21 protein-coding genes are annotated in these 24,849 nt (G+C 51.3%); 10 read left to right on the top strand and 11 right to left on the bottom strand.

All coding sequences use genetic code 11. From position 1 onward, the window contains the following. Positions 1-88: 88 nt before the first annotated feature. Both LRR79_RS14210 and LRR79_RS14215 read left to right on the top strand, forming a co-directional pair. Positions 89-1,276, top strand: coding sequence for an AGE family epimerase/isomerase (locus tag LRR79_RS14210; RefSeq protein WP_231757844.1), 1,188 nt, complete (start codon positions 89-91; stop codon positions 1,274-1,276). Then, positions 1,257-2,654 carry a phosphohexomutase domain-containing protein gene (locus tag LRR79_RS14215; protein WP_231757845.1) on the top strand — a complete coding sequence of 466 codons (1,398 nt, stop codon included), beginning with the start codon at positions 1,257-1,259 and terminating at the stop codon, positions 2,652-2,654. Before LRR79_RS14210 ends, LRR79_RS14215 begins: the two co-directional genes overlap by 20 nt. Positions 2,655-2,795: 141 nt before the next feature. Here the strand turns inward: LRR79_RS14215 and LRR79_RS14220 are convergent, their stop codons facing one another. Further along, the gene (locus LRR79_RS14220; protein ID WP_231757846.1) at positions 2,796-3,590 is read right to left on the bottom strand and encodes a type 1 glutamine amidotransferase domain-containing protein; all 795 of its coding nucleotides are present in this window, start codon (positions 3,588-3,590) and stop codon (positions 2,796-2,798) included. A gap of 37 nt (positions 3,591-3,627) precedes the next feature. Beyond that, entirely contained in the window at positions 3,628-4,065 is a 438-nt protein-coding gene (locus tag LRR79_RS14225) for a lactoylglutathione lyase family protein (RefSeq protein WP_231757847.1), read from the bottom strand. A gap of 183 nt (positions 4,066-4,248) precedes the next feature. On the opposite strand from LRR79_RS14225, the gene LRR79_RS14230 reads away from it, so the two are divergent. Together LRR79_RS14230 and LRR79_RS14235 are read left to right on the top strand one after the other, a co-directional pair. Further along, positions 4,249-5,166 carry a LysR family transcriptional regulator gene (locus LRR79_RS14230; RefSeq protein WP_231757848.1) on the top strand — a complete coding sequence of 306 codons (918 nt, stop codon included), beginning with the start codon at positions 4,249-4,251 and terminating at the stop codon, positions 5,164-5,166. A 158-nt stretch (positions 5,167-5,324) separates the two neighbouring features. Continuing rightward, on the top strand, positions 5,325-6,629 hold the full coding sequence (locus tag LRR79_RS14235; RefSeq protein ID WP_407665253.1) for an IS4 family transposase: 1,305 nt from the start codon (positions 5,325-5,327) through the stop codon (positions 6,627-6,629). A gap of 115 nt (positions 6,630-6,744) precedes the next feature. Here LRR79_RS14235 and LRR79_RS14240 read toward each other — a convergent pair whose 3' ends face one another. Further along, complete coding sequence (locus tag LRR79_RS14240) at positions 6,745-9,906, bottom strand: TonB-dependent receptor (RefSeq protein ID WP_231757850.1); 3,162 nt, start codon at positions 9,904-9,906, stop codon at positions 6,745-6,747. Positions 9,907-10,151: 245 nt separating this feature from the next. Beyond that, complete coding sequence (locus tag LRR79_RS14245; RefSeq protein ID WP_231757851.1) at positions 10,152-10,736, bottom strand: NUDIX domain-containing protein; 585 nt, start codon at positions 10,734-10,736, stop codon at positions 10,152-10,154. Positions 10,737-11,026: 290 nt separating this feature from the next. Between LRR79_RS14245 and LRR79_RS14250 the strand changes: the two genes are divergently transcribed. The 5 genes from LRR79_RS14250 (at position 11,027) to LRR79_RS14270 (ending at position 16,377) form a co-directional block, all read left to right on the top strand. Further along, the gene (locus tag LRR79_RS14250) at positions 11,027-11,503 is read left to right on the top strand and encodes a YcxB family protein (protein ID WP_231757852.1); all 477 of its coding nucleotides are present in this window, start codon (positions 11,027-11,029) and stop codon (positions 11,501-11,503) included. Between the two features lie 95 nt (positions 11,504-11,598). Further along, the gene (locus LRR79_RS14255) at positions 11,599-12,279 is read left to right on the top strand and encodes a zinc metallopeptidase (RefSeq protein ID WP_231757853.1); all 681 of its coding nucleotides are present in this window, start codon (positions 11,599-11,601) and stop codon (positions 12,277-12,279) included. 22 nt (positions 12,280-12,301) lie between these two features. Further along, on the top strand, positions 12,302-13,348 hold the full coding sequence (locus tag LRR79_RS14260; protein ID WP_231757854.1) for an oxidoreductase: 1,047 nt from the start codon (positions 12,302-12,304) through the stop codon (positions 13,346-13,348). A gap of 111 nt (positions 13,349-13,459) precedes the next feature. Further along, positions 13,460-14,596 (top strand): linear amide C-N hydrolase, encoded by a 1,137-nt coding sequence (locus LRR79_RS14265; RefSeq protein ID WP_231757855.1) that lies wholly within the window; start codon positions 13,460-13,462, stop codon positions 14,594-14,596. Positions 14,597-14,970: 374 nt separating this feature from the next. Continuing rightward, positions 14,971-16,377, top strand: coding sequence for a S41 family peptidase (locus LRR79_RS14270; RefSeq protein ID WP_231757856.1), 1,407 nt, complete (start codon positions 14,971-14,973; stop codon positions 16,375-16,377). A 93-nt stretch (positions 16,378-16,470) separates the two neighbouring features. Here the strand turns inward: LRR79_RS14270 and LRR79_RS14275 are convergent, their stop codons facing one another. Continuing rightward, positions 16,471-16,911, bottom strand: coding sequence for a hypothetical protein (locus LRR79_RS14275; RefSeq protein WP_231757857.1), 441 nt, complete (start codon positions 16,909-16,911; stop codon positions 16,471-16,473). Between the two features lie 408 nt (positions 16,912-17,319). Here LRR79_RS14275 and LRR79_RS14280 point away from each other — a divergent pair, with 408 nt between their 5' ends. Further along, positions 17,320-18,282, top strand: a complete 963-nt coding sequence (locus LRR79_RS14280; protein ID WP_231757858.1) for an IS30 family transposase — start codon at positions 17,320-17,322, stop codon at positions 18,280-18,282. A gap of 37 nt (positions 18,283-18,319) precedes the next feature. On the opposite strand, the gene LRR79_RS14285 is transcribed toward LRR79_RS14280, so the two are convergent. From LRR79_RS14285 to LRR79_RS14310, 6 genes are all read right to left on the bottom strand, one after another. Beyond that, the gene (locus LRR79_RS14285) at positions 18,320-19,270 is read right to left on the bottom strand and encodes a hypothetical protein (RefSeq protein WP_231757859.1); all 951 of its coding nucleotides are present in this window, start codon (positions 19,268-19,270) and stop codon (positions 18,320-18,322) included. A 717-nt stretch (positions 19,271-19,987) separates the two neighbouring features. Then, a complete protein-coding gene (locus LRR79_RS14290; protein ID WP_231757860.1) occupies positions 19,988-20,422 on the bottom strand; it encodes a hypothetical protein in 435 nt (144 codons plus the stop codon). Between the two features lie 142 nt (positions 20,423-20,564). Beyond that, positions 20,565-21,083 carry a hypothetical protein gene (locus LRR79_RS14295; protein ID WP_231757861.1) on the bottom strand — a complete coding sequence of 173 codons (519 nt, stop codon included), beginning with the start codon at positions 21,081-21,083 and terminating at the stop codon, positions 20,565-20,567. A 78-nt stretch (positions 21,084-21,161) separates the two neighbouring features. Next, positions 21,162-22,259: a hypothetical protein gene (locus LRR79_RS14300; RefSeq protein ID WP_231757862.1), complete on the bottom strand. Its 1,098-nt coding sequence runs from the start codon at positions 22,257-22,259 to the stop codon at positions 21,162-21,164. 719 nt (positions 22,260-22,978) lie between these two features. Then, a complete protein-coding gene (locus LRR79_RS14305) occupies positions 22,979-23,167 on the bottom strand; it encodes a hypothetical protein (RefSeq protein ID WP_231757863.1) in 189 nt (62 codons plus the stop codon). A 797-nt stretch (positions 23,168-23,964) separates the two neighbouring features. Beyond that, positions 23,965-24,351 (bottom strand): hypothetical protein, encoded by a 387-nt coding sequence (locus tag LRR79_RS14310; protein WP_231757864.1) that lies wholly within the window; start codon positions 24,349-24,351, stop codon positions 23,965-23,967. Between the last annotated feature and the right edge of the window lie 498 nt (positions 24,352-24,849).

Genomic DNA, 24,849 nt, shown 5'->3' on the forward strand with positions numbered 1-24,849 from the left:
TAATAGCGGCCATAAAAAGTGGTGGCTGTACATTCAGGAAAATGTAACCGGTTACCAACCCGACAAATCGCCAGAAAAGGCCAATTCGATGTCTTTGAGTATCAATCACTGGGCACAGCAGCTGGAGCACTGGATGACCAGCGCCGCCCTCCCCCTGTGGATGGAGCAGGGGTTTGACCGCGCCAGTGGCAGTGCCCACGAACGCCTCACCCCCGAAGGTCTCCCCGATACCGGCTGCCCAAAAAGGGTTCGGGTGCAGGCCCGGCAGATGTTTGTACTGGCCTGCGCAAGCCGACGGGGTTGGGTCGCAGGCGCCGAGGGAATCGTTGCCGATCTCGATCGTTTCGTCACCCGCTATGCCCAGCACCCCAGTGCACCGCAGGTGTACGTACACGTGCTCAACAGCGAAAATGCAATACACGACCCGCGCCAGGATCTGTACGACCTGGCATTCTTTCTACTGGCCAGTGCCTGGCGGTTTCGCGCGTTTAACGACAGTGCCGCGCTGCGCAAGGCAGAAGCGCTCATTCAACACCTCGATGTATACATCAAGGGCCCCAGAGGAGGCTGGCTGGAAGGCGACTACAGCTCCGACATTCGCCGTCAGAACCCCCACATGCATCTGCTGGAGGCCTTTATCGCCCTCTACGATGCCACCAATGACGGGCGCTGGCTGGCGCGGGCGGGAGAAGTCTTCGCCCTGTTCGAAAACTGCTTCTACGACAGCAAAAACGGTGTACTGCTGGAATATTTCCACCACGACTGGCGTCCACTCAGCGACGACGAGGGACAGGAAGTGGAACCCGGACATATGCTCGAGTGGGTCTGGTTACTACATCAGTACAGCCAGCGCAGTGGCGCGCCTGTAGGACGCTACACCAACACCCTGTACCAACGGGCACTGAAATTGGGCACAGAGCCGGGCACCGGCCTGCTGTATGACGCCGTCTCGATTCAGGGCAACGTCCTTAAAGCCAGCAAGCGCTGCTGGCCACTGACCGAGCTGATCAAAGCGAGCCTGTGTCAAGCAAACAGTGGCGATCGAGAAGCGGAAGCACACGCCGCCCGCGGGATTCAACTGCTATTCAAATATTACTTTGACGACAACGTTCCCGGACTCTACATCGACCAGCTCGATGCGGAAAACCGGGTCGCCAACAATCTGGCTCCCGCCAGTACGCTCTACCACCTGATGGTGGCCACCACCGAAGCGGCAGATTACGCCGCTGCCACCAAACTGAAAATGCGAGCAGAATATGAAGCCGTTTCCGGTTGATGCCTTCAAGGCCTATGACATTCGCGGCCGAGTGCCGGAACAACTGAATGAGTCCATCGCCTGGCGTGTGGGGTACGGCTTCGCCAAGCTGTTGAATGCGCGCAATCTGGTTGTCGGCCACGATATCCGTCTCAGCAGCCCGGCGCTTACGGACGCGGTAGTACGCGGTATTACCGCCGCCGGCTGTAACGCCTTAAATATCGGCCAGTGCGGGACCGAAGAAATCTACTACGCGACTTATGCCGGGGATAACAACGGTGCCGTGTTCGATGGCGGCCTGTGTATTACCGCCAGTCACAACCCCAAAGATTACAACGGCATCAAACTGGTACAACAAAGTGCCGCCCCGCTTTCTGGTCCGAGCAGCCTGGAAAACCTCAAGGCACTCGTCGCAACCGCCGATATGCCGCCGGTAACTCAGTCGGGCAAAGCCCAGCGCGGCAATTTCAAACCCCGGTACACAGACTATCTTCTCGGCTGGGTGGACAGAGAAAAGCTGAAGCCACTGCGCATAGTTGTGAACCCGGGTAATGGCGGTGCGGGCGATATCGTCGAACGGCTGGAATCACATCTGCCATTTGAATTTATTCGCCTCAACTGTGACCCCGACGGCAACTTCCCCAAAGGGGTACCCAACCCGCTGCTCCCTGAAAACCGCGAGGAGACTGCAAACGCCGTCAAACAACACAATGCTGACCTCGGCATCGCCTGGGACGGCGACTTCGACCGCTGCTTTTTCTTTGATGAACACGGCAACTTTGTCGACGGCTACTATCTGGTCGGCCTGCTCGCACAGATTCTACTCAAGAAGCAACCCGGCGCGACCATCGTGCACGACCCGCGCCTCTACTGGAATACCCATGCGGTTGTTGAGGCTGCCGGCGGACACTGCCAGGTCTCACGCACCGGTCACGCTTTCATCAAGCAGGTGATGCGTGAGCAAGACGCCATCTACGGTGGTGAAATGAGCGCGCACCACTACTTCCGCGACTTCGCCTATTGCGATAACGGCACCATTCCATGGCTTCTGATCTGTGAGCACCTGAGCAAATCGGGGCTTCGACTCTCGCAACTGGTGCAAGAGATGACCGAAAGCTACCCCTGCTCTGACGAACTAAATATCAGCGTGCACGACGCCGATGCAGTGATTGAAGATGTAACACGGGAGTTCGCCAAAGGTGCCGCGAGCACTGAAACCACCGATGGCCTCGGCATCAATTTCAAGAACTGGCGATTCAATATCCGTCGGTCCAATACGGAACCACTGCTCAGGATTAATCTCGAAGCGCGCGGTGATCGCAGCCTGATTGAGCGGAATGCCGAACGCCTGCTGGGTATTATTCTGAAAGAAGAAAAGACCGGCGAGAAAGCAGACTAGCCAGGGTAGTATCCGACGGTAAGACCAATAAGGGGGCTATTGCCCCCTTGTTAATTACAGGTTTGGGTTACTGAATTGGAATACCGGTCTTGGTAACAGGTAATAATTATACCTACCGCCAATTCAGTTTAAAAAACATACCTATTTCAAAAGCTGTACAACTTCATCACCAAGCGCACTGGCAGACTGAGGGTTCTGACCGGTTACCAGGCGCTTATCAACTACTACATGCGACTTGAATGCCTCGCCACCAGAGAATGTGGCACCCTGCGCTTTCAGTGCATCTTCCAGTAAAAATGGTACGACCTCCGTCAATTCAATTGCGGCCTCTTCCTCGTTGGTAAAGCCGGTAACGGTTTTCCCCTGCACCAGTTTGCTGCCATCGGGGAGCGTCAGGCCCACCAGCGCAGCCGGGCCGTGACAGACGGCAGCGACAACGCCACCGCTGGCATAGATATTTCCCGCCACGCGACTGACTGCCTTATCCTCAGGAAAATCCCACACGGTACCGTGCCCACCAACAAATACGATGGCATCGTAGTCGGCCGGCTTTACGTGTTCGAGCTTTTTCGTATTTTCCACCAGAGATTGCGCCTGTGCATCTTTTTGAAAGCGCTGATTGACTAGGTCTTGCTCATCGAGGCTACCAGGGTCCACTGGCGCCTTACCTCCGGCAATACTAGCAACCTCTACGTTCAGTCCTGCATCCGTAAACTTGTAGTAAGGATGCGTGAATTCACCCAGCCAATAACCGGTACTTTTCCCGGTATCACCCAGTGCCGAATGGCTGGTTAACACCATTAGCACTTTGACATTTTTGGGCGTTGAATCCACATCACTCTGGCTACCACCAGGTTTAGCGCTGCCAGCAGCCAACGCACCCAGTGAAAAACACAGGGCTGCGAATGACACCACAAAGACTTTGAACCTATGCATACTGCAACTCCTACTTACTAATTTTTTGGACCAGTGTTTATTGATAGGCACCGCTACCGTAGGTCAACTCATAACTGTGGCTGTATATTTCCAAAATATTGCCAAATGGGTCTTCCATATAAATCATCCGGTAAGGCTTTTCACCCGGATAGTAGTAACGGGGCTCCTTCATTCGGCGCTTGCCGCCGGCAGCGACGATCTTATCCGCCAGCTCTTCAACATTCGGATCCTGTACACAAAAGTGGAAAATTCCCGTTTTCCAGTATTCAAAATTGTTTTCCGGGTTTTCTTGCTGCTTGAATTGGAAAAGTTCCACACCAATGCGATCACCGGTCGCCAGGTGCGCAATCTGAAATTCTTCCCAGCCGGGACCAAAAACATCGGTACACATAATGCCAACGGCGCTGTAATCCTCTTTGATCTTGGTCGGCGGCATTATTGTGTACCAGCCCAAGACCTCCGTATAAAAGCGCATAGCGCGCTCCAGGTCTGGAACGGAAATACCAATGTGTGAAAAGGTTCTTGGATAGGGTGACTGACTCATCGTGACCTCCGTGGGGACTCCCCGCTGTTAAGGCTTCTCATTACGGGGACATGATAGCCACAGCCACACCAAACAAAAAATTATGAATTATAATAAATTGCATAATGTTACCTTATGGACTTTACCGTGCTGAATCACCAATGGCTGAGGACCTTCCGCACACTGGCCGCTACCGGCCAGTTCACCAAAACCGCAACCGCGCTGCATATGACCCAACCCGGGGTAAGCCAGCACATCAGCAAGCTGGAAGCCCAGGTGGGCCATGAGCTTCTAGAGCGGGAGGGACGTCACTTCGACCTTACTGAAGCTGGGAAAGCGGTACTCGCCTACGCTGAAAATATCGCTGCGCTGGAAGACAGCCTTCTTCGCAATCTCAGTGAGGACAGCCCGCATCGCGGCGAGTGCCGCATTGCCTGCTCCGGCAGCCTGGCTTTGTTGATGTACCCGAGCTTCTTGAAATACCAGCAACAGTACCCCGAGTTACAGTTGATACTTGAGGCAGCACCGAACCGCCGTATTCGAGAACTAATTCTTAACGACGAGATGGATATGGGCATAGTCACCAATCAGAGTAGCGACGCCGCCCTCGCCCAACATCCGATTGGCAAGCAGGCACTTTGCTTGGTACTACCGGCCAGCACGAAATTGAGACGCGCACAGTCCCCGTCGATCGACGAGCTGCTCGAACTCGGCTATGTGGATCACCCGGATTGCACACTTTATGCGGAGCAGGTGCTGGCATCTGTTTTCGGGAATCGCTACGAAGGCATTCAAGCGTTTCCCCGGCGCGGATCTATCAATCAGATAACCCAGATTCTGTTGGCTGTTGCCGCAGGAACCGGTTTTACCGTTTTACCCGAGGCCGCTGTGCGCAGTTTCCCACATCCTGAAAAAATCTTGACCGCGCGTTTTACCGGCGCAAAAAATCAAGCCCTTTTCGAAACCCTGTACCTGGTACAGAGAAGGCGCCACACTTTGCCCGCTCGCTATCAGTGGTTTATTTCGTGCTTTCGCCAAGAGCTGGCGCAATAAAACGCCGATCTTTGAAAATGCGCCGCGTATAAAAAAGCCCGGTAAAACCGTAATGCTGTTCACTTAAGCATTGCAGCCTAAGGTGGGGCCCCGGAAAATCCGGTTTCCAGATCAGGAAACCGGATTTTTTTGTGTCTCTTCAGCAGTCTCTCTTCGATATTGATGCCCTCCAGTCCTTCTGTGACCTGAGTACCTTCACCCAGAACATTCCCGTTGAATGGGTGGATTCCGCTCTGCAGTTATCCTCGCAAGCCACTATTCGCCGCCGTCGACTTCCCGCCGATCAGGTACTCTGGCTCGTGCTGGGCATGGCCCTGTTCAGGAATGAACCGGTCTCAGAAGTTGCCCGCAGGCTCAATATCTGTGCTCAGGGGCTCGCGAACGATAGCCTGTTGGCCCCAAGCGGGGTATCAAAGGCGCGACAGCGTCTTGGTGCTAACCCCGTTCAGTGGCTATTTCAACGTACCGGGGTGCACTGGGGACATGAGCGTTACCCCGAAGATGAATGGCGAGGATTGCAAGTTCTCGCTGTCGATGGCGCGCTGTTGCGCACTCAAGATACTCCTGAGCTGCGAGATCATTTTGGCTCCGGTAACACGAGCACAAACCGGCAAACTCCGTACCCTCTTATGCGCCTGGTTGCTCTAATGAACGTACGTTCACATGTACTTCTGAATGCAGAGCTAAGCCCTTACCGACGCAGCGAAATACGCCTGGCCGATGAGTTTATGAATCAGGTGCCGGAAGCCTCCGTAACCCTGTTTGATAAGGGTTTTTGGAGTGCAGACCTTTTGCTGCGGTGGGCGGATCAGAACACGCAACGCCACTGGCTGATCCCCGAACGCAAAGGCCTGGTCAGTGAGACAGTGGAGGTCTACAACAAAAATGATCGACTACTGCGAATGAAGGTCTCCCCCCAGGCTCGGAAGCGCAATCCGGCCCTTCCCGAGTACTGGGAAGTTCGAGCAGTGAGCTATAAGCATAATGGCAAAAACAAAACGGTATTTACCTCGCTACCAGCAGATACTTACGGCACTAAAGCCGTCGCGAAGCTCTACCAAGAGCGCTGGGAAATCGAAATCGGCTTCCGTGACATCAAAAGTTCCATGCAGCACAACGCCGTCACCCTACGTAGCAAGACCGTGGCACTGGTTTATCAGGAAGTGTGGGGGCTACTGTTGGCGTACAACGTGATACGTCGAGAGGCAAGCCAGGCAGCGGTCGCTCACGGGGGAAACCCAGCCAGGATACGCTTTAAGTTCGCATGCCAGTATATTGCTGCGCAGCTGATTGTCATGGCCGCGGCTCAGCCATTATCAAGGACTGGAGCGCGCTTATCGGAGCTTAGGGCGGGGATTGGGAACCTGTTTTTAGAGGACCGTCCTCGGCCTTCTAGGCCGAGGACGGTAAAGATCAGCAAAACCCGCTATCCGGTGAATCGTCGTGCTGCTCCGCTTAAGTGAACAGCATTACGGTAAAACCGGGCGAACTATCAACGAAAGGACGAGAGAATCCTGTGAGAGATTTTTTGAGAAACTGGGACGGAATTCACCGCCCCTTGATCGCGATTGCTGCCGATCAGTAGCGTCCGATAATACCGAGCTGGAACACGCGATCCAGCTGCTGGAAGCTCAAACGACGCCCTTCGATTTCAACATAAGACTCCAGGTTTTCTTCTGTCAGGTTGAGGCCTTCGAGAGTCACCTTGAAGTTGTCGTTGATATCGTAGGCGAGGGAGAAATCCAGCTGACCGTAGTCCTTGCTGTATTCTGAACGCCCACCGGAGCCACGTGCGGCCAGCAGCGCATCATCACGCCAGTTGTAGGCCAGACGCGCACCGAAGTCGCCTTTTTCGAAGAATACGATCGCGTTCGCACTGTGTTCTGACAGCTGCGGCACGGGCATACCGTCTGGTGTTTCACTATCCACGAAGGTGTAGTTCAACACAGAACCGAAACCTTCCAGCATGCCCGTGTACATCTGCTGATACGACAGCTCTGCACCCTGCACCAGACCTTCATCGTTCACGGCCATACGGCCGTTGTACTGAACATCCTCGATCTCACCAGTATCCGGGTTCGGCGTTCGGCCGGGGCCCATAAAAGTCTGGCTGTAGTCGTGGGTGATGAAGCTTTCGATATCTTTGTAGAAGAGCGCTCCAGAAAGCAGCGAGCCTTCATTGAAGTACCATTCCAGCGAGGTATCAAACTGATTCGCACGGTACGGATCCAGATCCGGGTTGCCGATAATGCCGGTACGGGACGTAATACTGGTGATAAAAATACCAGATGTCAGATCTGTGAGATCGGGACGCGCCATGACTTTGGAGGCTGCGGTGCGCAACTTCAGATCGTCGGTTATATCCCAGTTGACCGTGACGCTCGGCAAGACATCCGTGTACTCACGGCTCAGGGTATTCGCCAGATAGTCTTGCTCATCGTAGATGGATACAAACAGGTACTGGGAGCTGGCACCTTCACGCACGGTGTAATTGGTGGAATCTGTTTCAGTCTGCACCAGACGAACGCCGAGGTTGCCACTGACGGTGCCACTGCCATTTTCAAAGTTCACCTTGGCATAGGCTGCCTGGGTGTCCTCTTCCACCAGATAGTCGTTTACCTTGTCTGAAACCGGGTAAATACCCCAGGTATCGTTCAGGTCACGCAGTGGGTCGCCGTAAATGGACGGATTGCCGGAAATCCATTGACGCGGCAGGTTGCCACCAACTTTTTCCAGGAAACTACCATCGTTTACAGTAACCGCATTCTGAATCTGGTGCGGCTGCACATAGATGGAGTTGGCATCCTCGACGCCAAGACGCTGATCGGTAACCACGGTACAGCTGTCATCGGTACACTCTGGCTGCCAGTGATCGCCGATACCGCGCTCTACACTGCGTTCATTGCTGCGGTTTGCCAGTCGCAGACCGAATTCAACCTGTGAGAAGTTCAACGCACCCAGGGTTTCATCCAGGTTGTAATCGAAATCCAAAGCAACGGCGTCTTGCTCGGATACAAACTCGTCCTTCCACAGGCTGACAAATGCGATCGCATAACTGTAGGGGTCGGTCAGGTAGTTCGCATTGGGATCCATGGGGTTAGCCGCGGAGAGGTTCGGATCCAGCACAATGCTGCCCACATCCCCCTGGGTCAGGTCATACCCCCAACGCACTGCGTCGGCACATTCCACTTCCAGCCCCGTATTCGGGTCCACCGGGCGCGGGTCGCGCCAGGCACAGTTCACGTTGCCGTAACTGCCTTTCAGATCCTGGCGCAGCCAGATGCTGTCGAACTTGGAGCGGCCGCTGGACAGGTTTGCGGATACGGTCCAGTCATCGCTCCACCAGCTGCCACCGACGGAGATGTTGTGGTTCTGGACATCCCGGGATGCCGCCTGGCCACCCATACGGTGTGCATTGCCGTTATTGTTCCAGCTGATGGGCGTAAAACCACCGGAGAGCAGCGTCACTTCGCCGTCAACCATATTGGGGTTGCCCGGTTCAATACCGGCAACTACGGGCGCATCGCTACCCTCGGTATATTGACCGAGCACAAACGGCATAATGGATTCGTCGAGTATCACACCAGTGTTGGGGAAATCGATATCGCGAATACCGTAAGTGAGAATGGTGGCATGTTGCTGCTCTTCGTATTTGCTGGCAATCACGTCCGCGTACAGACTCATATTTTCCGTGGGATTCGCCTGCAGAGACAGGTTTACCCCGGTGCGGTCGCGATAGATTTCCTTCTGCTGCAGCTCCACTTCCTGCGGGGCGATCACCTGGCTGAGATTTCCGGTTTCCGGGTCCAGATACATCATGGTCGGCAGCCAGCCGCCATTTTCACCGGCTACGTTTGTGCCGGTACCGTCGTCACCCCAGCCCATATTGCGCCAGCAAAAGGGGGCGCAAACGGTGGCTGGATCCTGCTCCGCATCCCACCATACATTTTCATTCCAGGATTGCAGCGAGGACACGTTGGAATTCCAGTCTTCAAATACCAGACCATCCCAGTTGCGGTAGTCGATGGAATCGTTGCGGCTGACGCTTTCGCCCTGGGTAACATTCAGCAGCACGCCGAACTTATCGTCCCAGTTGTTGCCGATTAGAAAGGAGTAGCGCTCGGTCGGTTCGTCGGCCAGCTCGGAATAAGACGCTTTGCTGGAGCCCGCCACCTGGAAGCCGTCCTGATCCAATGGCTTGCGGGTTTTCATATTGACCGTTGCACCAATAGCACCTTCAATACGATCCGCAGTGGGCGACTTGATCACCTCAATGCCGGAGAGTAGCTCCGCAGGAATATCTTCCAGGGTCGCATTGCGGCGCACACTTGAGCGGAAGCCAGGCTGTGAAGGCGTGCCCACGTAGGAGACACCGTTCATCTCCATATTGACCTGGGACATACCGCGCACTTGGATCTCAGAGCCTTCCCCATCACGGGTGGAGATCTGAACCCCAGTCACACGCTGCAGTGCGCGCGCTGCGTTTTCGTCTGGCAGTTTGCCGATATCTTCCGAAAAAATGACATCGACAATCACATTCGCATCGCGCTTCTGGTTTACCGCATCCCGCAGGGATTTGCGGATGCCGTAAACAGTAATTTCTTCGAGGGCGGCATCAAACTGCTGACCTGTCTCTTCTCCAGCGTCGCTTTGCGCCTGTGCCAAGGGCACCACCGCGCTCAGCGCCAGCGTGCTCACCAGCCCCAAAGGTAGAAATTTCGAGATTTCCCTCTTCATCATGAATACCTTGTTATCGTTATTTGACGAATTGTGCGCCATATACCGCTGCAGCGCACCCACTTCCGATCAACATTTGAGCACCATCCGCACAAATGTAACCGGTTTCATTGTAGATTCATAAAACGCCCCTCTCTGGGGGCTGAAGACTATGCTGCCAGCGGCCAATGCCCTGCGCAAGCGTTAATTACCACCATGTAACCGGAAACATTTCGCTATTTTCGGTGAAAATGCGAGTTTCCACGCTTTCAGGCTTCCAATAGTCGAGAAATTTTAAGGTGTTGTAGCAACATGATGGTTTTTGCATCGCAAATCCCCCCGCTTCCGATCATGGAAAACGCCTGCTCAAATGGCGTCTCCAGCACCTCAATGTATTCCTGTTCCGCATCCAACCCGCCCCCCCTGGTGAGCCGGTCTTCCTCGGAATAGCGTGCCAGGTAAAAGTGCAGTTTTTCCGTGACCGAGCCTGGCGACATGTACACCTCAAACACCTTCTCTAGTTGAGAAATTCTGTAACCGGTTTCTTCCCTGGCCTCGCGAATAACGCACAGCGTGGGATCCTCCCCCTCCAGCGCACCGGCACAGGCCTCTATCATCAGGCCCGACTTATTGCCATTAAGGAAAGTGGGCAGCCTGAACTGGCGGGTCAGCACTACCGTGCGGCGCTCCGGGTTATATAGCAGCACCACCGCACCGTCCCCGCGGTCGTAGACTTCCCGCTGCAGAACTTCCCACTGACCTTCCGGGTTTTTGAACTCGAACGTATATTTTTCAAACCGGGACCAGTCACTGGACAGGACCTGACTTTTCAGATTTCTGACCGCATCACTCATGGCAACCTCCACAATTTCATGACTGGCTATCGTCCGCAATACTCTGCCCTGGTGCAAGCCAAAGGCAACAAAAAGGTGCGGCACAAGGCCACCCCAAATCGACGAGAGACGATGCTCCGAAGAGTTTTTAGAACCGGTAACTCATACTGGCTTTAACGGCGCGCAGGATGGCACTCGATCCCGATGGTGAATCCTGATCGCGCACAGCAACGTATTGGCCGCTATCGGGAATCACGTCGCCTGCCTGTACAATAATCCCCCACCTCGGCATACAATGAACACTTTTCTGCATGCAGCCTTTCAAAAAACAATTCACCCTATCAAGGGATTACCTGGCCGAATGTTTTGATCAGTCCCTACCTTATGGAAAAGGTGCCAAGCCCAACTACCTGTTCCCGGCCCTAATGCTGGCTGCCGGTGCAGGATCACTGATTTTTACCGATCAGCCCCGGGTACTGGGCTATATGCTCATCGCTTTCGCGATTCTGGAACTTCTGCATATCCGGTTCCGACGCACCTGGTGGCTGGCGCGGCAGATGTGGGGAAAAAGCGCGGGTAGTGAAGTGACCGTCATTGTCGATGAACGCGGAATAGCCACTCAGAGCGAGCACACACAGACTGCACTGCTATGGTCAGATATCCACGATGTCATTGAGACCGAGTTGGGGCTGATCATTGTGGCAACATCCGGTGGCAGACACTACTTGTCCAAATCCCTGTTTACTGAAGATCTGGTCAGTGAAATTGTCGCCACCGCCAGGGGTTAGTGTGCACTCACGCCTACGCGAAAGGCATTGCAAAAACAACCAGGTAAGAGCAACCTTTATAACGACTTTGCTCACCGTCTAATGAATCGTCCCGAATGCCATACATACTCGCCACTCTGGCCATCACCGCCCTGATCGTAGGCCCGCAACTGTGGGTGCGTTACGTGTTATGGCGACACTCTACCGAGGTCGGCGATATGCCGGGGTCCGGCGCGGAACTGGCCGAGCACCTGATCGAGCGATTTCAACTCGACGGAGTCCAGGTGATCAGGGCCGGCAAAGACGAGAACTATTACTCACCGTCAGAGAAAATCGTCGCGCTCAGCCCGGATGTTTACGATGGCAAATCGGTAACGGCGGTGGCGGTGGCTGCCCATGAGGTCGGCCATGCGATGCAGTTCTGCCGCGAAGAGCCCATCTCCCGACTGCGGGACAAATACCTGGGTCGGGCCGGGCAGATCCAGAAGATCGGCGGCACGATACTGGTCGCAGCTCCTGTTTTCACACTATTGATCAAATCTCCGATCGTCTTTCTGTGGATAGGTCTGATCGCGGTGATCACCATGCTGGCTTCCGTATTGATGTACGTGGCGATACTGCCGGAAGAGTACGATGCGAGCTTCAACAAGGCCCTGCCCATATTGCGGGAAGGCTACCTGCCGGAGCACCTGCTAAGTAAAGCCCACAGTGTGCTGAAAGCCTGTGCCCTCACCTACGTAGCGGGCGCACTGCTGGATGTGCTCAGGCTGTGGCGCTGGATACGATTTTTCCGATAAGTACTGCGGAGCCCGCTTTACCATGAACACCACTGCCGAAATCAAAACCGCCATTATCGGCTACGGTTTTTCTGCGACGACTTTTCACCTGCCGTTTATCCTGAACCTGCCGCTCTTCCGCTTCACGGCGGTCAGCACATCCAAGGGCGAGCAGGTGCAACAGCAGCACCCGGAGGTCGAGGTCTATGCCGATGCAGAGACATTGCTGACCCGATGCGATGCCGACCTGGTGATTATTACCGCCCCCAACGCCGCGCACTTTGCACTGGCCAAACTTTCCCTTGAGCAGGGCAAGCATGTGGTGCTGGAAAAGCCCTTCGTTACCCGCGTCGAGCAGGGTGAGGAGCTGATCGCGCTGGCAGAAAAACAGCAGCGTGTACTCAGCGTCTATCACAACCGACGCTGGGATGGTGACTTCCTGACGGTGCAGAAACTGATTACTGGTAATAGTCTGGGCCCTGTACGCTATTTCGAAAGTCACTTCGACCGCTTCCGCCCCGAAGTACGCAAGCGCTGGCGGGAGTCAGATGTGGAAGGTGGCGGAATACTGTTTGACCTGGGGCCGCATTTGATTGATCAGGCGCTACAGTTGTTCGGCCCGCCCACAGCGATCACGGCGCAGGTACAGGCAATGCGGCCACGGTCCCAAGTGGATGACTTCTTCCACATCACCCTGCACTACTCAGAACTCACCGCCGTTTTACGCAGCAGCCCCTACTGCGCCGCGCCGAACCTGCGCTTCGAGGTGCAGGGGGAGACTGGCAGCTATGTAAAGTACGGCCTGGACCCGCAGGAGGATCGCCTTAAGTCCGGCACACTGCCGGTAACGGCCGATTGGGCGCAGGAGAATACCGAGCAGTTTGGCCAGCTTTTCACGGCCGACAGCACCTATCCGGTTGCTACGGAATCCGGGGGCTATCAGCACTATTATCACCAGCTGGCGTCTGCCATTCAGAGAAATGGTGACGTCCCGGTAAGTGCCGAACAGGCGTTGTGGAGTATCCGCCTGATTCATCTGGCACGACAAAGCAGTGCCAGCGGCCAAACGCTCCAGGTTTCTCGCACCTGAGATTCAGGGAACGAACCATGAAGAAATTAACCGGCCATTGCCCCCGATAAGACAAGCTTTCCAGCTCTCACGCAACTGTTCGCGAAACGTGATACGACGAGTGAGACGTATGTGACCTACTTGGGTATCAATACTGACCCGGCAACCAGCGTCGTCGTTTACTACACTTCTCCCAAAGAGGTACCGTCGATGCTGAAACTGAAGTTCTTACCCGTTTGTTACAGCCTGTTGCTGTGCTCCGTGCTTACCGCTACCTGGACCCAACCCACAGAGGCCTGTACCCGAATTCTCTGGAACAACAACGACTTGGCCGTAGTTGTGAGCCGGACGATGGACTGGCCGGAATCGACCGAGCCGGTGTTAACGGTATTCCCCAGGGGAATGGAGCGCGATGGTGGACGCACCGGGGATACCATAACGGTCAAAGACAACCCGGCCCGATGGACCTCCAAATACGCCAGTCTCGTAACGACGATGTACGGCATCGGAACTGCAGACGGATTGAATGAGAAAGGCCTGAGTGGTCACTTGCTGTACTTGAATGACACCGACTTTGGGCCGCGAGATACCAAGCGACCCGGGGTTCAGGCCGGGCTGTGGCTGCAGTACCTGCTGGACAACGCGGCCAACGTGAAAGAAGCGTTGGCGCTGATGAAGCAGATTCAGATCGTAATGACGGAAGCCCACGGGCACAAAGCCACGGTGCACTTGGCCATAGAAGATGCCAGCGGTGACTCTGCGGTACTCGAATATATCGATGGCAAGCCGGTGGTGCACCACGGCAAGCAGTATCGGGTGATGACCAATGATCCCACCTATGACGAGCAACTGGCGCTGCTGAAGAAGCAGGGTTATTCGAACCCCAGTAGTGACACACCGCTACCGGGAAATGTGAACCCAGTTGATCGCTTCCAGCGGGCCAGCTATTTTTCCGAAATCCTGCCGAAACCCAACACCGAACGTGAGGCGATTGCCGCAATACTCGCCATCGCGCGGAATGTTTCGGTTCCCTTTGGGGCCCCCTACAAAGGTTTCGGTATCTACAACACAGAATACCGTACAGCGATTAACCTGACCGACCGCCGCTACTTCTTCGAACTGACCACTAGCCCGAATGTTATATGGGCCGACCTGGACAGCTTTCAACTGGCCCCAGGCTCACCGATAATGCGGTTAGACCCGGACAGTATTTCCCTCTCGGGCGACGTATCAGAAAAATTTCGCCCAGCCAGCAAGCCACCATTCTGAATGTGAATGATATATTACAGAACTGTATTCCCGGCATGACCGGCTATCATCGTTAACGCATTGATTATTCGAATAGCCCGGCGAGCGACCGAGCACTCTTCGAATATATAAATGACAACGACGAACACCACCCCTCGATGCGAAAACAGACAGCATCGACAGCCCAAATGCATATCTATCCTCTCGCCTTTCTGGCCTCGGTATTGCACAGATTCGTAAGATCGGTATTGTGGAATACTGAACAGCGGAGTACCGATACCCGTCTCCTCGTCAACTATCAGAACGATTTTCTCTGTTTAAAACGTGGCTGGATACAACCGTCATAAGCTCAACTGCGAAGCGCCTACGCAATGGCGCCAAAGAGAACATAAATCATGCGCACCCTGAAGAAAATTGTAATTGGCTACGTACTTTTCAACCTGGTCCTCGCCGGCCTGTTTCTGTCCGCTGGTGGGCTACAAATGCTCGCCAAACCCAAGATCCCACCAATAGAATCAACCACATCGCTCGCCGCCGACCTCAAGTATTTTCAACAGATCGTCCTCGCAAACGAAAAAGGTATTACCCCACAGCAAGCGACTGAATTTACCCAGATTATAGAGCGTGCGTCTTCACCGCAGACAGTAGATGAGCTTACTCTGATCGTTTTACGAGCACTTTCCATTTTCGACAATGCGCATACCACCGCACTGACAACAAAAATGTACCGGCTTCCAGTACGCTTTCACTGGACAGCCAATGGACTGATTATCGTAAAAGCACGCCCAGACTACAGCACACTCCTCGGGCACCGCATTGTGACACTCGGCGGAAAAACACCGGAAGCACTTCTGCCCAAAAGCGCCATTCTGACCGGTGGCGGCACCGAAAGCTGGCGCAAGTACCGCAGCGAGTTTCTGTTTTCCGCACCCAGTGCACTCGCGCTACTCGGATCCCGGATTGATGACGGCGCCGTACAAATCCAAACTGAGAGCCCCGACAAGGTCCACACCACCATTCGGCTCCGTGCAGAGGCAGACCTGAAACCCGGAGACCCGTTCTGGGAATTTCGCAACGCCTTCCCTGAAGATGAACATTTTGAAACCGATGGCTGGGTATCAGCCCTGAGTAAAACCGAGGATCTCCCGCTCTATCTTCAGGAAACCGAGAAACTGCACCTGTTACGTGACATGCCTTCCCACGACGCAATCTATGTACGAATGAATGCCAGCTTCGCGGATAAAAACGAGTCCTTAGAGCACTTTGAACAGAGAATTATCGATCTAGCCAACGCCGACAACGCGAAGAATGTTATCGTAGATTTCAGATTTAACCGTGGAGGTGACTACACAAAGGCATTACCAATTGTCCGCACCATCGCGGATACAGTACCGGCAAATGGTCGCATATACCTCATTGTCGGCCCCAATACATTTTCTGCAGGCATCATTGCGGCAAGCCAATTCAAGCACCTTGCACCTGAAAAGCTCGTAGTAGTCGGAAGCGAAGTAGGTGACAAATTACGCTTCCGCGCTGAAGGCTTCTACCCTAAATTACCAACCTCCGGCGTTCAGCTGTATCTCACCAAAGGCTGGACAGACCTGGCTAACGGCTGTGGATGGTTTGACGATTGCTGGCCACCAAACAAACTACTAATCAGCGAAATTGGTCAACTAGAGATTGACATCCCCGCTGAAAACACCTGGGAATCCTACCTGGCAGGAGAGGATCTCGTTATTGAAGCTGTAATTGAGCATATAGAAAATCAGCGCTCTCTTGCAAAGGTATCGGCGACGCTTTGATTAGATATGACGAGCTGCGACTACACCGACAATTTAGTTAAATAGAGGTGTGTGCAAAGGTGGGTTAGGTTCCCTCAGAGCCATAGTCACTTGTTAGCTGCTTTGCTCGTGCTCGAACCAAATTTTATGCCTGCGGCTTAGCAAGCCAGAGCAGTGGATGCATTTTTTAACAGGTAAGGCCATTGCGTTACTGTGTACCGCATGCGGATCTTCGCAGAATAGATAGAGATCCCATACTCCAGGCGTGCCAGATATTCCGCCCCTTTTATCACAGTGCTCGCAAATGACATCCTCAATGTGAACTCTATACCTTTCACCAGATACCCTTACGAAGCAGATTAACTGATAGCGCCCTCTCGCTCCCATTAGAGCGATTTCAACTCCAGTATATTCACGATACTCCTGTAGCGCCTGTGCAAGAATGTCATAGTGGAAAAGCGAAAATCCTTCAAACGATTTTGTTTCCAGAATACTTGAAACGTCATCAGGACTTAAGAATATTAGATTCTGCCCATCTAAATTGACCTTATCCACAGATCTATTCTCTTACGGCAGCTAACGAGGCTGTAGAAAAACTCCGGCCTTTACTTGCTGCTCATATTTCACCCAGAAAATCGCGTCTCTACGTGAATTCTGGATCTACTTTACATGGCGAAAAGCATTTCAGGGCACTCTCCGCACGAAAAATTTATCTACTAGAGAGAGGCTCGAGTTTTTCTACAGCCTGAACGCCCAGCGCAGGCGCAGCCAGCGCGGAGCAGCTTTTGTGTTAATGTTTGAGCGCCAGCGAGTAACACAAAAGGTGCGTAGTGTTGGCTGTCGCTCTGCCGCTGATTGTTAACCTACCCGGATTCATATACTAACCGCGACAAATTACCTAAAACTGGAGGTGATCTGCGATACTAGGGGCATTTTACTCCCGCCAAGAAGTGAATTGCACCAATGAAGTATCAACAGATCACCAGAGAAGAAAGATACACGATTGCGGCCTACCGTGCACAAGGTCTTTCCGTCACCGATATCGCCGAGTTGACTGGGCGCCACAGGAGTACCCTCTATAGGGAGTTCCAACGTAACAGCTGCCACCGAACCGATGGCGGTTATAGACCGAGTAAGGCCGACAGTCGTACTCGAGGGCGACGCAGACGATCACGTCGTAATAGGCACTATTCTGAACGCCACTTTAAGCTTGTGCGAGCGTTACTTCGGAAGAAGTACAGCCCAGAGCAAATAGTCGGTTACATACGCAGACATAAATTGATGAAACGCCGGTTAAGCCACGAAACTATCTACCAGTATATCTGGAGAAATAAGAAGAATGGCGGCAACTTATGGACGCATTTACGCCAAGCCTCAAAACAGCGTCGAAAGCGCTACAAAGCCTATGACAGCAGGGGGAGACTTGCGGATAAGCGGCACATCACAGACCGACCTAAAAGTGTAGAGACCAGGCGTTACAAGGGCCATTGGGAAATTGACACTGTTCACGGCCGGGGCAGCAACCACTGCATTGTTACATTGCTGGAGCGTAAAACGGGGTTTGTGATGATTGGGAAGCTCAAAAATAAATCAACCTATGAGCTGAACAAGAAAACAGTACGGTTAATTAATCGTGATCCGAGAAATATTAAAACTATAACCGCTGACAATGGTACTGAATTCCACCAATATAAGAAGATTGAGGACTGCTGTGCAGTAAAATTCTATTTTGCCACCCCGTACCACTCCTGGGAGCGAGGAAGCAATGAGCATGTCAACGGGTTAATCAGGCAATACCTTCCGAAGGATCACAGCATGGAAGACATTACACAGCAGCAATGTGACGCTATTGCAATGAAATTAAATAGCCGCCCCAGAAAGCGGTTCGGCTACAAAACCCCAGAAGAGATGTACTATGGAAGATAACAGTTATTGTCGCGGTTCAAACTTGATACTAGGCAACTTACTTGAATAGCGCCTTGAGGTCACGCTCTATATCCTTGCTTTCATCAATATTTATATACTTTATAGGTGTATCTTCATGCTGAGAGTTGAACTCTAGCAATTTTTTATGTGCACTTGACGTAACATTGGCGTTACTAATAAGCACAACGGGCATTTTCATTTCTATAGCTACATGAATAAGTTTATTTATTACCCGCAGAGGCATAACCTCCGTTTCCGTATACTTCACCTCAACAGCAGTGTCTCTCCCCCCTTCCATTTTTATGATGAAATCTGCTGGCGTAGATGGAGGACAATATTCAACGTGATTGGGGCCCAAAGCAGATTTGAGCGTCTCGTAAATCTTACGCTCCATTATCATGCTCGTGTGGACTCTCCGTTTTAGTGACTCTTGTCGATTTTCAATTGTTTCTTCAATTTTAAACTCCTCTAGTTTTAGGTTTCTTGACCAGAGACTAGTTAAACCAAAGTAAGCAGCGATTGAACCTAAAATAGCCGAAACCCATGAAAGAAAATCAGCATATCGCGACAACGATTTTTCTTCATCAACTGGTTCTTCTAATGTAGGCTTTGGCAGCGACAGCCTTACAGAATCTAGCTTTTCAATTAGCGCCTTACGCTGCTCCAGGGGAATAAATTTATTTTCAAGAAATCGTTCCTGAACTTGAATCAGTAATTCCTCACTGGTAAAAGGGTATTTCATATTTCCAGATAGCTCTTTTCCTCTTATAAGAGTGCGGATGTCCCCCGAGTCAATCTCATGGTTGTTGTAGACAAGCTCCTGAATCGACTCAATTAATGCCTCATGAGTACTCTCAATTTTTTTTATCTCAATCTCTTCAACATAGTTTGGGACATAAAAGACCGCGAAGTAGACTGTTAACCCAATACCTACCATTGAGAATACATTCGACAAATTATCTTTCAGTGCAATGAAAAATTCTTTCACCTTATCTCCGATCTATCAGGTGTCTTTTCGCATAACGCCGCCAACAGGGGCGACCAACGTTGTGCGCCTTTTGCGCAATAATGGGAGCGCAGCGACCGCGCAAAAGGTGCACAGCGTTGGGCGTCCCGCGGAGGGCCGAAGGCCCGGAGCGAACTGCTTGGCCTTGTTATTGTTGACGCGCTTTAGACAGAAAATTACTACAGCGCACAAAACTATCAGCCGGAAAAAACAAACATACTTTGAGTGGCACTGTTGCATGCAACGCGCCACCCTCTTCTGATCTTGTTATTAGCCAGACCAGAACGCTCCACCATACTACCCCCGCCGCCTTCATCAAACTTTTAGAATGGATACCACTGAAGACACTTAAAATCGTCTCGTAAATCCATTGCTTGAGATCCAGCCTTTACGGAGCTGGATATTTTTATTTTGCCTGCCAAGCACACCGAAATTTATTTGGCGGCGGCTCTGCGGGCCAGAACAATAACGAGGCTGTAGAAAAACTCCGGCCTTTACTTACTGCTCATATTTCACCCAGAAAATCGCGTCTCTTCGTGAATTCTGGATCTACTTTACATGGCGAAAAGCATTTCAGGGCACTCTCCGCACGAAAAATTTATCTACTAGAGAGAGGCTCGAGTTTTTCTACAGCCTGAACGCCCGCAGCATGGGAAAAATTGGAGCGCAGCGGAAATTTTGTCCCAGTGCCTGCGATTGTTAGGCATTTGCACTCCGGATTAACTCAGAAATAGCTTTATCAATTTCAGGAGCCAATTTTTGCTCAGTATCAAGATGGGGCTTGCACTTCTCCATGCTTTCTCCATCATGGCCACCCTTACTACGGTGGATATCCGCAACCCAGAAACATGCTTCGTAATACTTAGATATTTTTTCAGCCAGGCTTTTAGAAAGATATAACTTCGCATTTCTTGATGGGTAATAGAACTTGGAGACTTCAGAGAGCTCCGCGAACTCAGCTTTCTGCTGCATGTGCATCTTTAGCTCAAAGAACGCATCATAGATTTCCTTCTTGTGGCCAGATAGTGAGATTTCATTTGCTCTCTTTGCCTCTCGCCAAGCCCATCGTGCATACAAAGCTGACAAGCATGCCACAAGAGCAGCCAAAATAGCGATGATGTCGGATAAATCCATGTTGATTTGGCACTCACTCATGATTTTGGTTGCCTAACGCCTTGCTCAGCGGCGGCTTACTTTGTGTGTATTTTGCGCAAGAATAGGAGCGCAGCGACTGCGCAAAAGACGCATAAAGTAAGACGTCAGCTGCAGCAAATTGTTAAGTTTTTCCATGGATTTCGTCTCGCATTGCTATGATCAAATCCCTGAAATTATTGCCGTCGTTATCCCACCAGACCTTTCTAGCTGATAGGTTATTGACTTCCGCACTGACATTTTTGCCAAAATATATATTAATCAACTGCATCGTTGATGAAAAATCTGCATTCAAATCTGACCGTTTTTCGCTTACTGCAAGCGCACTCTTTGTTCCATCAGGTTCTACGCAATCAGCTATTCCAGATGCCTTACATATTTTCAAGTCTGAAGCCAAGTCTGCTTGAAGATTTAGATAGTGTTGATAACCCTCATATTTTGAAGTCAAATTTGCCAGTTTTGAAACTCTTTCCAAGAGCTCGATTTTCTTTGTAAAAAGAATCCTTTCTCGTTCGACTTTTACCTGTCTTTCAAATATTTTTTCACTAGTCCAAGACGGGATTAACGCTCCGGCTAGAGCTCCCGAGAACCCAAGGATTGCTGAAAGAGCTGGCACAATGATATTTACTAAAATTCTACTCATGTGATCTACCAAACTTAACGCTCGCATTTGCGGCTGGTTTGGAGCGCAGCGGAAAACCAGTCCGGCAACATGCGCTTGTTAAGCAATTTTCGTGAAAGAGCGTTCAATTTCATAGCCAATCTCTGAGCCCCGCTCACCAAACATGCTGACATATTTCTTTAACTCAGCGGATCCTGCACCACCAAAAACTAGTTTATTAAGTGTAGCTCTTACACCGAATTGATTTTTTAAATTCTCCAGGGGATTGCCCTGCGTGGCAATCTTGAAGATTCCCATTCCTGCTTCCATTGTTACAGGTCTGTCTTTAGATCCAAATCCAATCTTTTTATCTATATATTGGTTTACTGAGTCAAGTTGCTTTCTGTACTCTAAAAGGCTCTTTGTATCGTCTGCACTCATTGCATTCTGGAACATTTTCAACCAATCACGAAGTGATTGAAAATCATCTCTCATTTGTAATGCAGTACTAATCAATTGATTAGCAGAATTCGCTTCTTGAATGACTCTAATAGGTAATGCTGGAATATTAACGTAAGCAGAAAATAGTGAATCATTACCATAAATCTTCTTTGTTACTTTTACTTTCTGGTCATCTAAAAACGTAGTGAGTTGATGAAGAGCATCGGCTGCAGGCAGCATGAACCCAGAATTCACAAATAGTCTTTTCCGTAAAGGGTGGGGTGTGTAGCCTTTTTCATAAACAAAGCCTCTAGCGCACATACCAGCGCCGCCCCATAAAGTTGCAGATAGAAGTGGATCTGGTGTTTGTTTGTTAGCATTCCAGCCATCGACATTCTTCTGATGAGAAACCCGCAAAGATTCCGTGGAGCAAATATGGTTTACGATCGATTCACGGGGGCCTGCAATTTTTTCAGGTTCAGATAAAAACGGATATGGTCGTACAACACCAAAACACTTTGCTTCTAGTATTGGGCTATGCACTTGCTCCCATGCGTGCGTAAATTTTTCGTCTACCAATATTTCATCGCGGAGGATCAAATCAGAAGTGAAATCAAAGAGAGCCTCTGTTTGAATAATGGCGCTCGATATGGGCTGATAAGAATGCTCTTCGCCTTTTAAAACAATTTCACCAGCTACGTCACTCTCAAGCCCCCTAACAAATAGACTTGTTATGTCCTGTAACGACCAGTTGTCCGAGACTACGCCTTGAGCCATTGTCTGTCCTTTTGCTTAACGCCCGCAGCAGGGGTGACCAATACTATGCACATTTTGTGCGAAACTGGGAGCGCAGCGACCCGCACAAAATGTGCATAGTGTTGGGCGTCCCGCGGAGGCCCGAAGGGCCGTAGCATACTGCCTGCGTTTGTTAAGGTTTAGTTGCTCCACTGCAATGGCGAGCGAGCTATATGTACTGCCAAAATAGAGGGCGCAATGGGAAAAACTAGCCATAAAAACGCATTATTTTCAGAATAATATGCGATACCAACTACTGCCCAGAATGGAACCAGCAGGTACAGAAAGAAGTAAAAACTGTACTTTATTGGTATGTAGCATTTAGCACCGCAGTTCCCGCAAAGCTTGGGAGACAACCTGGTTGCCCAAAGCTTACGAAAAAAACTAAATTCCGCCTTCTTACATTTTGGGCACTGAAACATCCGAAACCTTAACGCCCAGCGCAGGCGCAGCCAGCGCGGAGCGCCTTTTGTGTTAATGTTTGAGCGCCAGCGAGTAACACAAAAAGTGCGTAGCGTTGGCTGTCGCTCTGCCGCTGATTGTTAGCTGGCGGGCTCACAATGCACCTCAAACTGGCATTTTACCCCGGGCTGTCACTACCAAAATTTTTAATAGTTTAGAATGTGAAGTCCACTACAGAATTCCACCGCCTTCCATTTAAAATTTTAAGTGTATCTACGGCTAAATTTTACAACGTGAAATTATTCAAACCATTCATTTTTGTGGCTTGGCTGCACCCTTAATTGTTCTTCACTCTTTTTGTCAGAGATCTTAACACCGGCAGTAACTGCCGCTCCTTTAGCAAGAAAGGAAGCCAGTTTACCCATTTTCTTCGCCGCTCCTTTCGTTGCCGCATAGGCCTTTTCCGCGTCTTTCTTAATCTCGGACATAAATATAACCTTAAATTTTTTGCGCCGTATTGCTTGCCAACGTAGACAGCTAACGCCGCGAGCAGCGGCAGCTTACTTTGTGCGCTTTATTGCGCGAAAATGGGAGCGTAGCGACCGCGCAATAAAGTGGACAAAGTAAGCTGTCCGGTGGAGGCCCGCAGGGCCGGAACGAACTGCCTCGCCTTGTTAATGTTTGATGACCTGAAAGCAATTTAATACTGAACAAGACCACCAAACTCAACGCCACAAAATTGCCAACATACTGCGAGCGGCACGATTGGCTGTACCATACCACGCTTTCCCTGGAGCGGCTTAAACGCCCAAAAGGAACACCCCTCCCGACTTCTTCCGCCGCCAGCGACAACCTTAACGAAGGGAAGCCTCTGAAGGCATTTCATATCAACCGTCAATCCCTGCTAGCGATACTGCTTCTACAACGCTAGAGGCCGCCGAATCGCTCATCAAGTACACTGCAATTTTCAGGCGGCGGCATGATGAACCTGAACATTAACGAGGCTGTAGAAAAACTCCGGCCTTTACTTACTGCTCATATTTCACCCAGAAAATCGCGTCTCTTCGTGAATTCTGGATCTACTTTACATGGCGAAAAGCATTTCAGGGCACTCTCCGCACGAAAAATTTATCTACTAGAGAGAGGCTCGAGTTTTTCTACAGCCTGAACGCCCACAGCAGGGGCGGCTTAGTTTATGCGCGTTTTGCGCGAAAATGGGAGCAAAGCGACCGCGCAAAACGTGCATAAGGTAAGACGTCCCGCGGAGGCCCGTAGGGCCGGAGCTTTACTGCCTGTGATTGTTAAGTTTTTGCTGCTCGCGATTTTGCCGGTACCCGTTTACGAAGCCCCACAATGTGAAGAAGCCAAACACACCCGCGAAGAATGCGAGTGCATAGAAAAACAATGGATCATTAGCAATGGTCAACAACTGCTCTTGATACCTGAATCGTATTTTCTTTAGTAGAAATTTGCCATCTATCAGCAACCAAGGAATCAGTAAAAAAAAGATACTGAGTCCTACGGCCAGGTTGATGATTGGCGGTGTACGCGCCTTCCTAATTCCGCCGAAATCAAACATTGCTTTTATGTTCATGAAACTTAACGCCGCGCTCAGCCGCAGCTTACTTTGGGCGCTTTGTTGCGCGAAAATAGGAGCGTAGCGACTGCGCAACAAAGTGCTCAAAGTAAGATGTCGGCTGCAGCGCCTGGTTATGGCTGACGCGCTCCGAAGTACCTACGGGCACCGAATGCGCCGAAGCTTCTTAAAAACGAGGAAAGAACTTCCAGCTTCCCCCCCAACCAATTATTCTCTTTTTGGCACTCCGCATTGTTGCAGCGGAGTTGCCGCGATTCCTACAGGCTTAAACGAAAGCACTAGGAACGAAGCTGCTTGATTTTATCATGGCAAATAGCCAAATACTGCGGGCCAAAACAGTGCTTTCAATTACACACTGGCACACACCATAAATTTTACGGCCCGGCACCATAACGCCCGCAACAGGGGCGACCAATGCTATGCACGTTTTGTGCGAAACTGGGAGCGCAGCGACCCGCACAAAACGTGCATAGCGTTGGGCGTCCCGCGGAGGCCCGAAGGGCCGGAGCATACTGCTTGCGCTTGTTATGAGTTTTCAACGTGCGGAGTAGCTCCAAATTGCATACGCAAGAA

It is taken from the genome of Microbulbifer elongatus (assembly GCF_021165935.1).
GTDB classification, from domain to species: Bacteria; Pseudomonadota; Gammaproteobacteria; order Pseudomonadales; family Cellvibrionaceae; genus Microbulbifer; species Microbulbifer elongatus.